The organism is Pseudidiomarina sediminum DSM 21906 (assembly GCF_000423165.1).
In the GTDB taxonomy this organism is placed as follows: Bacteria; Pseudomonadota; Gammaproteobacteria; order Enterobacterales; family Alteromonadaceae; genus Pseudidiomarina; species Pseudidiomarina sediminum.
The window spans coordinates 298,761-310,639 of sequence record NZ_AUHL01000005.1; the positions used below are offsets into that span (position 1 = coordinate 298,761).

The window sequence follows — 11,879 nt, forward strand, 5'->3', positions numbered from 1 at the left end:
TTAGACTGATTTAAGCCGCGGGATTCTAGCTGAAAAAAGCGCCGATCACAAGCTTTACTCGACGCTTTCCGCTTTCTCAATAAGGTCAACCAGCACTTTGACAAAGCGCTCCGGTAGCGCGCCAGCAACTTCTTTCGGCCCTTGAATCCGAAATTTTTGCTGCTCGACCACGCCTTCAGCGTTTTTAGGAGTTAACAATTGTCCGTTCAATACCACTTGCTCCTGCTCTGCCACACTAATTTCAACCGTCCAAGCGTAGTCGGCAGGTTCATCCACAAGTAACCACTCATGGCGACTTTCAATGCGCTGCTGCACGTCAAATTGTACATCGGCAGTGAACTGCGATTCATGCTGCTCTTGGTAGCTGACATAAAGCTGTGGCTTTTCAGTTCGCTCGCCAGGTAAGTATTCGCCGGTCGGCAACCACGCTAACGCTAATAGCACCATCACAATGAGCGATAGCATAATCGGGCGCATCCGCAACATCGGAAACTTTTGCATTAGCGGCCCACCTGACGTTGACGAACCACTTCAAATAAACAAACACCCGTCGCTACCGAGACGTTCAAACTTGATACCGTTCCCAACAATGGAATTTTGATGAGCTCATCGCAAGTTTCACGCGTTAACCGGCGCATGCCGTCACCTTCTGCCCCCATCACTAACGCGGTGGCTCCTTTAAGGTCAACATCATAAACGGACTGCTCTGCTTCACCTGCGGTGCCCATCACCCAAACATTAAGATCTTGCAGCTGCTTCAACGCCCGCGCCAAATTGGTCACTTGCACCAAAGGTACAGTTTCAGCCGCACCACAGGCCACTTTACGCACCGTCGGATTTAACGACGCCGACTTGTCTTTTGGCACGATGACCGCCGTAACACCTGCGGCATCAGCTGTCCGCAAACAAGCGCCCAAATTATGTGGGTCGGTAACCCCATCAAGTACAAGAAATAAAGGTGCTGACGACTTCTCTACTAAATCCGGTAAATCATTGTCGCTCAACAGCGGCGCCTCTAACGCCACAACGACGATCCCCTGATGGTTGCCACCGTCAGCCTTTTTATCTAAGGTCGCTTTGGGCACAAATTGCGGTTTCACGCCCATACGCTGTGCGCCTTTAATCAGTGACTGCAAGGCATTATCTTGACGTTCACGGGTCGCAAACATCTCCACCACCCGCTCCGGGTGACGTTCCACCAACGCACGCACCGCATGTAAGCCAAATACCGCTACCTTTTTACTCATGATGTTCGTTTACCTTTTTTTCCTTTCGCTGCTTTACGCTTACTTTCAACTTTGGCGCGTTTCGCTTTGAGTTTTTTAGACTTTTCACGTTTCTTTTGACGTTGACTACGCGGTGGCTCGGGTGCTTTTTCAGCACGCGGCATACGTTCTTTGCCGGTCGGGCTCTCGGCCGCCAGAAGCGTAAGATCGATTTTCCGTTCGTCCAAATTCACGCTGCGAACGCGAATACGAACCTTGTCGCCCAACCGATACACGCGACGGCTGTTCTCGCCAATCAACAAATGCCGCTCATTATCGTAGTGATAATAATCATTGTCGAGATTTGAAATGTGGACCAGTCCATCAATATGCAGGTCATTTAAGCGAACGAATAACCCAAAATTGGTTACGGCAGCAATAACACCGTCAAACTCTGCGCCAATGTGATCTTGCATGTATTCGCATTTCAACCACTCATCGACCTGACGGGTAGCGTCGTCAGCACGTCGCTCAGTCATCGAGCAGTGCTCACCGAGTTCATCTAATTGCTCATCGGGGTACATCCATGCGCCTTCAAGTGCCGGACTTGGACCTTGCTGCTTTTTCAAAATGGCTTTTACGGCACGATGCAGAATCAAGTCAGGGTAACGCCGGATGGGCGAGGTAAAGTGCGCGTATTGCTCCAGTGCCAAGCCAAAGTGTCCAGCATTGTCCGGTGAATACACAGCTTGCTGCATCGAGCGCAGCAACATGGTTTGGATCAGCTCAGCATCTGGCCGTTCGCGGACTTGCTCAAGCACTGCTGCGTAATCTTTCGGCGCAGGGTCATCGCCACCACTCATGGTCAAACCTAACTCAGCCAAAAAGCCGCGGAAATTGGTCAGTCGTTCACTGGCGGGTGGTTCATGCACGCGGAACAAAGCGCCAGCTTCGTCATGTTGTTCAATAAAACGCGCGGTCGCCACATTCGCCATGATCATACATTCTTCAATGATCATATGAGCGACATTACGGCGCACCGGCTCAATGCTTTCAATTTTTCGCTCAGCGTTAAAAATGAAGCGCGTTTCGAGCGTTTCAAATTCAATGGCTGAACGCAATTGACGGGCCTTTTTCAACACTTTGAAAAGACGATGAAGATGATCAATTGGCGTCAAAATCGCCGCATGCTCCTGCCGCAACTTAGGTTCGCCATCTAAAATTGCCGCCACCTTGGTATAGGTCATGCGCGCATGTGATTTCATTACCGCCGGATAAAACTTCGCGTCACCTAATTTGCCATGCGCGGAAACATGCATTTCCGCGACCATGCACAAGCGATCCACGTCAGGGTTCAATGAACACAAGCCGTTAGAGAGCTTTTCGGGCAACATAGGTACCACAAAGTTTGGAAAGTAGACCGAGTTGCCGCGTTCAAGGGCATCTCGATCAAGCGGTGTGTTCGGGCGTACGTAATAACTCACATCGGCAATGGCCACCCACAAGCGCCAACCGTCGCCATCAGGTTCAGCGTACACGGCATCATCAAAGTCACGGGAATCATCGCCATCAATGGTGATCAACGGTAATTCACGCAAGTCGACCCGACCTTCGTAAGCACTCTCCGGTACAGTTTCAGCCAAAGCATCCACTGCCGCTTGTGTCTGTGCTTGCCACTCGGTCGGAATATCATGTTCGCGGATGGCGATTTCAATTTCCATCCCTGGCGCCATATGCTCACCCAAAATCTCAGTGACTTCACCGATTGGCGAAGTGCGACGATTTGGCCGGCGGGTAATTTTCACCACCACAATTTGACCATGACGCGCACCATTTCGACCTTCATCTGGGATCAAAATATCTTGATTCAAGCGACTATCGTCAGGCACCACAATGCCTAAGTCATGATCGACAAAGAAGCGCCCCACCACACTGGTTTCACGCGGTTCAATGACACGAACAATACGCCCCTCTTTACGGCCTTTGGGGTCTTTACCCTGCTCTTGCACCAAAACCACGTCACCATGCATGACGCTATACATTTGATTCGGTGCAATAAAAAGGTCATCACCGCCATCTTCCGGGCGGCAAAAACCAAAGCCATCACGGTGGCCAATGATACGGCCTTTAATTAAGTTCATCCGCGACGGAAGGCCATACGCATTGGCTTTGGTATAAATCAATTGTCCATCACGCTCCATCGCGCGCAAGCGACGTTTTACACCAATATGTTGGCGTTCGTCGGTGAGCTCGAAACGGGCGAGGATTTCCTCGAAAGTGATGGGTTTTAAGCGTGCTTCGACAGCTTCTAAAAGCTCATCACGCGAAGGGATCTCAACCTCATACTCAGGTTGCTGTTTTTCAAAGTCGTTTGTAGACATAGATTCTCAATGGTAAGTCGAGACGAAATTGCCTCGACAGAATAGCCCTGAGTATAACAGAAAATCAAACCACAACCGAGATCTCGACCATTGAATCCGTATATTTTTTAATCTTTTACCTGCGGCGGCACCGTCTTCATTGCACCGCCCCACGAACCATACAAGAAACCCGCTACAAGTTTGAATAAAACAGGGTTGTTTTGGTTTCCGTCTGCTCTGATTCATGCGCAAAAATACGTAACCGTAAATCGCTCATACGTTGCTCGGGTTTCGTCACGGCCACCACAGTCACCACCTGATGGTGCAGCGCACCTGCTGGCACGGTAAATGGCTGTGCGCCGAGCATTTGTAAACCATCGCCATCAACTAGTTCCAGCTCAAAAACTTGGGCGTAAGTAGCTTTGTTTAATAGCTTGATGGTGTATGTATTTTCCACCTGCCCTAGAGCGTTAATGCGAGACAGCGCTTGTCGATCGCGGATAATGTTCACCTCGAAGTTCTGCCAGCTTAGTGCCCACCACAGCGATGCGATAATCGTCACTGCCGCCATGAGTCCGTAGCCCCAGCGTACGACTTTTGCCGGCTTTTCACCGCTCGAGGATTGAAAACGAATCAAGCCTTTCGCATAGCCAAAACGCTCCATAACTGGGTCACAAGCATCGACACAAAGTCCGCAATTAATGCATTCATATTGAAGGCCATCGCGAATATCGATACCCACCGGACAAACCTGCACACACAACTGACAATCAACGCAATCGCCCAAGCCTTCGGGGTTTGAATTGCGTTTGCGCGGACCTCGTTGCTCACCTCTTTCGGTGTTATAGGTTACCAAACGTGTCGTCGCACCAAACATTGCAGATTGAAAACGTGCGTAGGGACACATGTGCTGGCACATTTTTTCCCTTAACCACCCCGCATTCAGATAAGTACATAACGCCAAAACAATAACCCAACCACTGATGACAGCCGATAAATTCAAGCTAAACAATTGTTGGTAAAGCTCCTTCACGGGCACGAAATACGCCATAAAGGATGTTGCCGTGCCTAGCGCTATGGCCACCCAAATCGTGTGTTTAGCGAGCTTCTTTAGCAACTTAGCGAAGGTCCAAGCCCCTTTATCTAACGCACGACTCTGGTGATGAGTACCTTCGATACGCCGTTCAACCCAGTTAAACAGCAAGGTCCAAACTGTTTGCGGGCAAGTAAAGCCACACCACACTCGGCCGTAGTAGGTGGTGACAAAAAACAGCACGAACGCGGCAAAAATGAATAGCAAAGCGAAAACCAACAGATCTTGTGGAAATAACGTAAGTGAAAATAGCCTTAAGGTTTGCCCAGACACGTCAAACAAAATAGCTTGCTCGCCTTGGTACTGCAGCATGGGAAAGCCAAGAAAAAGAATGAACAACACCACATTTAGCCAGCGTCGTCGCTGCTGGTAGCGGCCTTTCTCTTCTTTTATGTAGATTTTTCCGACACTGTTTCCGGTTTTGAAAATAATGTCTTTTTCGGCGATGCGGTTCGACTTCACGGCACAACTCACTCTGCAATCTTAAGTTGCGCCAAGTTTAATGACGCTAGCGCGCGCCAATAGATACAGACGAGAGAAGAAAAACTAGATCAGACGTCGCGTCTTATGCGCGACAAAAGTCAGGTAAGTGTTGTTTGATTTCGGCGAAGAACGCACGTAGCCATTGCTTATTGGCATGCGTAAGCGCAAACGAAGCATTCACCCGCAACCCGTGATTAAAGTGGTCATTCAAAGCGAACAGCTTACCCGGCGCGAGCGTAATATTTCGTTCCAACGCCGCTTTGTAAATTGCCGTGGTGTCAATGTTCTCAGCAAATACCACCCATAAAAAATAGCCCCCAGCATGACAGTGCACGGTGGCAATATCATCAATTTCATCACACAAAAACTGATACATCTCTTGCTTGCGCAAGGCCAAGGTCTTGCGCAATTCATCTAGATGCTGCTCATAGTTTTTCGTTGCGAGATAATCAACCAGTGACAATTGCATTGGCGCACTGGTCGCCAAAGTGCTCATCAACTGCAACTTTTGCACTGCCAACGCGCGCCTTCCAGCAACCACCCAGCCGATCCGAAAACCTGCCACCAAACATTTCGAAAACGAAGAACACAACATGACGTTATCCTCGGTATCAAAATGCTTCACGGTTTCGGGAGCCGTTGCACCTTCATACAACTCACCATAAACATCATCTTCAACCAACACCACCTGGTGCTGTTGCAACAGTGCAGCCACGCGCGCTTTTTCCGCACGCGTTAACGAGTAGCCCACAGGGTTTTGATAATTAGACATCAGCCAACAGGCTTTAATGTCATGGTCATTTAACGCCTGCGCAAGGGCTTCCAACTCCAGGCCGTGAACAGGGTCGGTCGGTACAGTTACAGCTTTGAGTCCCAGCCGCTCAAGCGTTTGTAACGCTCCGTAAAATGCCGGCGCTTCAATAATTACCGAATCCCCAGGCTGGGTCACCGCTTGCAGGCTTAAACTTAACGCCTCAAGCGCCCCTGCGGTGATCACTATGCCATCGGGGTTAACCTCTAGCCCGCGTGCGGCATAACGCTGCGCAATCAATTGTCGTAACGCTTGATTGCCCGGCGGTAAATTATCCAGCGCGGTCATTAACTCGATACGTTTCGACGCCGCAGCAATGGACTTATTCAATTGCTGCCGTGGCGAAAGCGCAGGATCTGGATAAGCAAATCCGAGGCTTAAAGTGTGAATGTCGCGCGAGGCTTGTAAGACTTCGAAGACAAAGTCATTAACGCTCACGGCTTCAGGGCGTTGATACAACATCTCAGCGTTGGTAACGGAGGGCGCAACCACATAACCAGAACGTTCATGAGCACGAATATACCCTTGGGACTCAAGCATCTGATAGGCGTGCACTACGGTCATCATGCTTAAACCGGAACGCTTCGCTTGTTCCCGAAGTGACGGCAACTTCTGCCCTGGCAACCAAATCTTGCTTTCAATTTGCGAGCGCAGTTGTTCGGCGAGTCGTTGGTACTTTTTCATAGGCTTCGCTTCGACAGAGTCACGGAAATACAGCAGATTGCGCGATATTATGAAGCTAAATACTTTGCAGGTATAGGCTAATCAATGATTTCAATAAGAATGATTCAATCAGATTTCTGGGCGATTGCCAGATGATGGTGCCGAAGGGGGGACTTGAACCCCCACGCTGTTACCAGCGGCGGATTTTGAATCCGCTGCGTCTACCAATTCCGCCACTTCGGCTTGAAGATTTGACTTGTACGTCGGTAGTGGCAGGCATTATACGCAACAGTTTTCCGTGATCAAGAAAATTATGACAAGTTTTGGTTCGTTCGGCTATTTCATAACCAAGTACGTCTTTTTTTACCCAATCCTTGCGTCTGCGCCCCCAGTTCAAGATAATCTGCAGGCATTTTTATCCAAGGAGTTGCTATGGCGAACGACAGCCCAGCCCAAAAATTACACGCATCGTTTCCAAGCGCTGGCTTTTTTCGCCGTTTCGCCGCTTGGGTTTATGATTTTTTAGTGGCTGTTGCCATTGTCATGTTGGCCTCAGGTATCGCCCTTGGTTTCGCTGCCCTGCTGACCGCAACTGGTGTCGTCACTCTTCCCGCCGACATGGACCATGCAGCGTGGCTCAATAGCTCACCTTTGTATGGGGTCTACTTACTCTTGGTACTCGCTGGCTTCTTCGGTTGGTTTTGGCGCCGCAGTGGCCAAACCCTCGGCATGCGCGCCTGGCGCTTGAAAGTTCAGCAACGTGACGGTAGCCGACTGACGCGCAAACAAACGTTGATCCGTTTACTCACCTGCTTATTTGGACTCGGTAACTTGTGGGTCTTGGTGGACTTCAAACATCGCCGCGCGTGGCACGATTACGCGGCCGGCACTGAGTTAGTCACGCTCTCCAAAGAAGCCAACCAACTGTATTACTGGAAAGAGCTTTAACCCCCCAAAAGGCGCCCACGGCGCCTTTTTGTTATGCGCCACGGCGCTGCATCATCCAAATGGCGGCGGTGGCAAAGAGTGCACTGGGTAGCAAGGCACCGAGCATCGGCGGCAATTGATACACTTGCGCTAAGGGGCCAAAAATCTCATTGCTGACATGGAAACCAAAGCCAGTGATGACCCCCAACAAAATGCGCGCCCCCATGGTTTGTGAACGCAGTGGACCAAAAATAAACGATAACGCCACCAACAACATTACCGCCACAGTCACCGGTGCCAATAGTTTACGCCATAACGCTAATTGATAACGATCGGTCGCCTGTTGATTCGCTTGTAAATAGTCCAGATAATCCACCAAGCCAGAAATAGATAAAGCCTCAGGTTTCACCGTCACGACCCCGAGTTTATCGGGAGTTAATGACGACTCCCACACCCATCGCGGGTGTTGCTGTTCAACGATTTGTTCAACACCATGCTCAGTAATCACCACGTCACTGAGTAACCATTGACCATTTTGATAGGTTGCTGCTTCGCCTTGCACTACCGACTTAAGATCACGCTGTTCATCAAAACGATAGATCGTCAGCTCACGCAAGCGTCCGGTATCTTCCACCTCGCTAATATTAACAAAGTGGGTGCCGTCCTTCGCCCAAACGCCTTGCTGAGCGGAGATCAAACTGCCGCCAGAAATCGCCGAAGCGCGCAGCTCTCGCCCTTGCGCTTCGAGTTGTGGGGCAACCCACTCGCCCATGGCCATGACCGCCAACATCATCACGACCGCGGCTTTCATCACCGAGCCAACAATGTTTAAGCGTGAGCGCCCTGCGGCCAACATCACGACAATCTCAGAGTTGCTGGCAAGCATCCCCATCCCAATCAAACCACCTAATAGCGCCGCCATTGGGAAAAACACTTCGACATCACGCGGCAAGCTATACAACACAAACAAGCCGGCGTCGGCGACAGAATAGCTACCTTTACCGACCGACTTAAGTTGTTCGACAAAACGAATCATCGCTGACAAGCCACTCAACACTGCTAAGCTTAACAGTGACGTGGTCAGTACTGTGCGGGCAATGTAACGGTCTAAAATAGAAAAATTCAGCATCTTAAGACCTCCGCAACTGGGCGAGCAGACGCAAGCCAAAGGGGCGGCCTTTGCCAATCAAAATCATGCCAAAGATAAGCAGCAACACATGAATCCACCATAAGCCTATCGCTGCTGGAATTACACCGTCAGCAACAGCAGAGCGTGCAGCCATAAGCAACAGGAAGTAGCCCAAGTAAATCAATAGCGCCGGCGCCATGCGGGCGAACTTACCTTGGCGCGGATTCACACGGCTCAGCGGCACTGCAATCAACGTTAGTAGTGGCATCGCCAATGGAATCGCAATACGCCACTGCCACTCTGCCGCAGCTTCTGGATGGTTTTCTTGCCACAATTCAGGCGTACTGTACGCCTCTAGCTTACGGCTATACTCTGTCGACTCTTGTTCTTTAATTTGTAGCTGGTAACGGGTGAATTCCATCACCTGATAATCCCCTTCGCCGCTATTCCGTGCATATCGCGTTCCATCATTCAGCACCAACTGTTGTGAACCTGTATCGGTTGCAACCACACTACCGGTGTCTGCCATCACCACACTACCGCCAACCACCCGGTTGTTCTCATCGCGCAGCGACTGCGCTACAAAAACTTCATCCAAGTCGCCCGTTTCCGTGAGCCCTTGCACAAAAATCACCGCTTTTTGGTTACTTGCTTGCTGAAAGCGCCCCGGAAAAATCACTGATAAGCCACTATCGCTACGTGCTTTTTCTTCTACTTCGCGTTCTTTTTCGAGCGACCAAGGCACCATCCATAAGGTCAAGGTCGCGGTAATTAGTGCCAACACACAAGCGACCACCAAGGTCACCCGAGCGACATACCACTCGCTCACGCCGCAGGCATGTAGTACAGTCATTTCGTTATCCGCGTAAATACGTCCGTGCGCCAACAAAATGCCAAGGAATAAACTCAAAGGAAGAATAAGCGCCGCCAACGCCGGCAGGTTCAAACCGAGCAGTTTTATGACGAGGTCGCCAGGGATTTCACCCGCAGAGGCGTCGGCCAGCACACGAACGAACTTTTGGCTGACAAATATGGTCATCAACACCACTAAAACGGCGATCTGAGATTTGAAGGTTTCTCGCATTAAATAGCGGAATATACGCACTAGTGACCACTCTTAACGTTGCTTTTTGCTGGAAAATACGCAATTTTTCAGTAAACTTGTCATTTTACCAAGAATTATTCTATGACAGTCTTACCCTGTCAACCGCCTAACACGGGAGTACCTATGGAGTTTAGCGTCAAAAGTGGCAGCCCAGAAAAACAACGCACGGCGTGTATCGTCGTCGGGGTTTTTGAACCACGTCGTTTATCAGGTGTAGCTGAACAGCTCGACCAGGTTAGCGAGGGCTACCTCAGCGGACTGCTACGCCGCGGGGACCTCGAAGGTAAAGCTGGCCAAATGCTGTTGCTGCACCACGTACCAAACATCCTCAGCGAACGCGTTCTTCTCGTTGGTTGCGGAAAAGAACGTGAGCTTGATGAACGTCAGTATAAACAAATTATTGAAAAAACCATCCATACATTGAACGAAACAGGTTCAATGGAAGCCGTTTGCTTCTTAAGTGAACTGCATGTTAAAGGTCGCGACACCTACTGGAAAGTACGCCAAGCGGTCGAAGCAGCGCAAGCTGGTTTGTACACCTTTAACCAATTAAAAACCCGCAAAGAAGAACCGCGTCGTCCGTTGCGGAAGTTGGTGTTCAATGTTCCGACCCGCCGTGAATTGCCCCTCGGTGAGCGAGCCATTCAACATGGCCTCGCAGTGAGTAAAGGCATGAATGTTTGTCGTGACGTGGCCAACATGCCACCGAATATTTGCACGCCGCGCTATTTGGCTGAACAAGCCGAAGCTTTAGCTGAACGCTATGACAACTTATCTTTCAGTGCGGTCGACGAGCAGCAAATGGCAGAACTAGGCATGAACGCCTATCTTGCTGTGGGCCGTGGCTCAGAGCATGAGTCAGTACTTACCTTGTTGCATTACAAAGGTGCTGCCGACGATAGTGCTCCGATCGTTTTGGTCGGCAAAGGCCTCACCTTCGATGCTGGCGGTATTTCGATCAAACCGTCGGCCAATATGGATGAAATGAAATACGACATGGGCGGCGCTGCTTCTGTGCTCGGTACCATGCAAGCCTTGGCCGAATTGCAATTGCCCGTTAACGTAATTGCCGCCATTGCTGGCTGTGAAAACATGCCAGATGGCAAAGCCTACCGTCCGGGTGACGTGCTCACGACCATGAGCGGCCAAACTGTTGAAGTGCTCAACACTGATGCCGAAGGTCGTTTGGTCTTGTGTGACACCCTCACCTACGTCGAGCGCTTTGAGCCAGATACGGTGATTGATGTGGCCACCCTCACCGGTGCCTGTGTCATTGCCTTAGGGGCACACGCAAGTGGTTTAATGAGCTCACACAACCCTCTGGCCCATGAATTACTCAATGCCTCTGAGCAAAGTGGTGACCGCGCATGGCGCTTACCGCTTTGGGACGAGTACCAAGAGTCGCTCGAAAGCCCATTTGCCGACATGGCCAACCTCGGTGGGCGTGAGGCGGGAACCATAACCGCCGCCTGTTTCTTATCGCGCTTTAGCAAGAAGTACAACTGGGCGCATTTAGACATCGCTGGTACCGCTTGGCGCAGCGGTGCGAAAAAAGGCGCAACGGGCCGTCCAGTACCTCTGTTAACGCAATTTTTGTTAAATCGCGCTGACAGCGGACAGTCAGACTAATTATGGTGCACGGGATCTTTTACGTCCTCGATGGCGTCGACGAAGCACAACAGCAACAACTGTTTTGCGACATTATTACGGAACGCTGGCGTGAGCTTGGCAGCGTTCGCGTGTGGTGTCGCGATCAACAGCATGCCGAAGCACTCGATGAGTTACTTTGGCAACAGCCTGCTGAACGTTTTGTGCCGCACAACCTGGTCGGCGAAGGCCCCGCTCAAGGTGCGCCAGTAGAACTCTGTTGGCCGACAGCAGCTGTGAGCCAGCGCCGCTGTAAAGTGGTCATCAACTTTATGCCAACCGCGCCGCAGTTTGCCGGCGCGCAACTTATTATTGATCAAGTTCCCAGCGAGCCCGAACAGCGCCAGCTCGCCCGTGAGCGTTTTAAATGGTATCGCCAACAAGGTGTACAACTGACCACGCAAAACGCGACAGAACTTACCTCAACTCAAACTAATTAACGTCGTGAAGGTTTCT

The 11,879-nt window shown here is 50.6% G+C and carries 10 protein-coding genes and 1 tRNA gene; 3 read left to right on the forward strand and 8 right to left on the reverse strand.

The annotated features are described in order from the left end of the window. Positions 1-54: 54 nt before the first annotated feature. The 6 genes from G535_RS0101380 to G535_RS0101405 all read right to left on the reverse strand — a co-directional run bounded on the left by G535_RS0101380 (position 55) and on the right by G535_RS0101405 (position 6,858). Positions 55-501 (reverse strand): hypothetical protein, encoded by a 447-nt coding sequence (locus G535_RS0101380; protein WP_026860424.1) that lies wholly within the window; start codon positions 499-501, stop codon positions 55-57. Further along, a complete protein-coding gene (gene rlmB, locus G535_RS0101385) occupies positions 501-1,247 on the reverse strand; it encodes a 23S rRNA (guanosine(2251)-2'-O)-methyltransferase RlmB (protein ID WP_026860425.1) in 747 nt (248 codons plus the stop codon). Before rlmB ends, G535_RS0101380 begins: the two co-directional genes overlap by 1 nt. Continuing rightward, positions 1,244-3,586 carry a ribonuclease R gene (rnr, locus tag G535_RS0101390; protein ID WP_026860426.1) on the reverse strand — a complete coding sequence of 781 codons (2,343 nt, stop codon included), beginning with the start codon at positions 3,584-3,586 and terminating at the stop codon, positions 1,244-1,246. Before rnr ends, rlmB begins: the two co-directional genes overlap by 4 nt. A 172-nt stretch (positions 3,587-3,758) precedes the next feature. Beyond that, entirely contained in the window at positions 3,759-5,120 is a 1,362-nt protein-coding gene (gene ccoG / locus G535_RS0101395; protein ID WP_026860427.1) for a cytochrome c oxidase accessory protein CcoG, read from the reverse strand. A gap of 103 nt (positions 5,121-5,223) precedes the next feature. Beyond that, entirely contained in the window at positions 5,224-6,636 is a 1,413-nt protein-coding gene (locus G535_RS0101400; protein WP_026860428.1) for an aminotransferase-like domain-containing protein, read from the reverse strand. 135 nt (positions 6,637-6,771) lie between these two features. Then, positions 6,772-6,858 (reverse strand) — tRNA-Leu (locus G535_RS0101405). A 189-nt stretch (positions 6,859-7,047) separates the two neighbouring features. Between G535_RS0101405 and G535_RS0101410 the strand changes: the two genes are divergently transcribed. Then, positions 7,048-7,563: an RDD family protein gene (locus G535_RS0101410; RefSeq protein ID WP_026860429.1), complete on the forward strand. Its 516-nt coding sequence runs from the start codon at positions 7,048-7,050 to the stop codon at positions 7,561-7,563. A gap of 31 nt (positions 7,564-7,594) precedes the next feature. Here G535_RS0101410 and lptG read toward each other — a convergent pair whose 3' ends face one another. Further along, the gene (lptG, locus tag G535_RS0101415) at positions 7,595-8,671 is read right to left on the reverse strand and encodes an LPS export ABC transporter permease LptG (RefSeq protein WP_026860430.1); all 1,077 of its coding nucleotides are present in this window, start codon (positions 8,669-8,671) and stop codon (positions 7,595-7,597) included. A 1-nt stretch (position 8,672) separates the two neighbouring features. Continuing rightward, positions 8,673-9,776, reverse strand: a complete 1,104-nt coding sequence (lptF, locus tag G535_RS0101420) for an LPS export ABC transporter permease LptF (RefSeq protein WP_026860431.1) — start codon at positions 9,774-9,776, stop codon at positions 8,673-8,675. 123 nt (positions 9,777-9,899) lie between these two features. Between lptF and pepA the strand changes: the two genes are divergently transcribed. Then, positions 9,900-11,405, forward strand: a complete 1,506-nt coding sequence (gene pepA, locus G535_RS0101425) for a leucyl aminopeptidase (protein WP_026860432.1) — start codon at positions 9,900-9,902, stop codon at positions 11,403-11,405. Between the two features lie 2 nt (positions 11,406-11,407). Further along, entirely contained in the window at positions 11,408-11,863 is a 456-nt protein-coding gene (locus tag G535_RS0101430; RefSeq protein WP_026860433.1) for a DNA polymerase III subunit chi, read from the forward strand. The last annotated feature ends 16 nt before the right edge of the window (positions 11,864-11,879 follow it).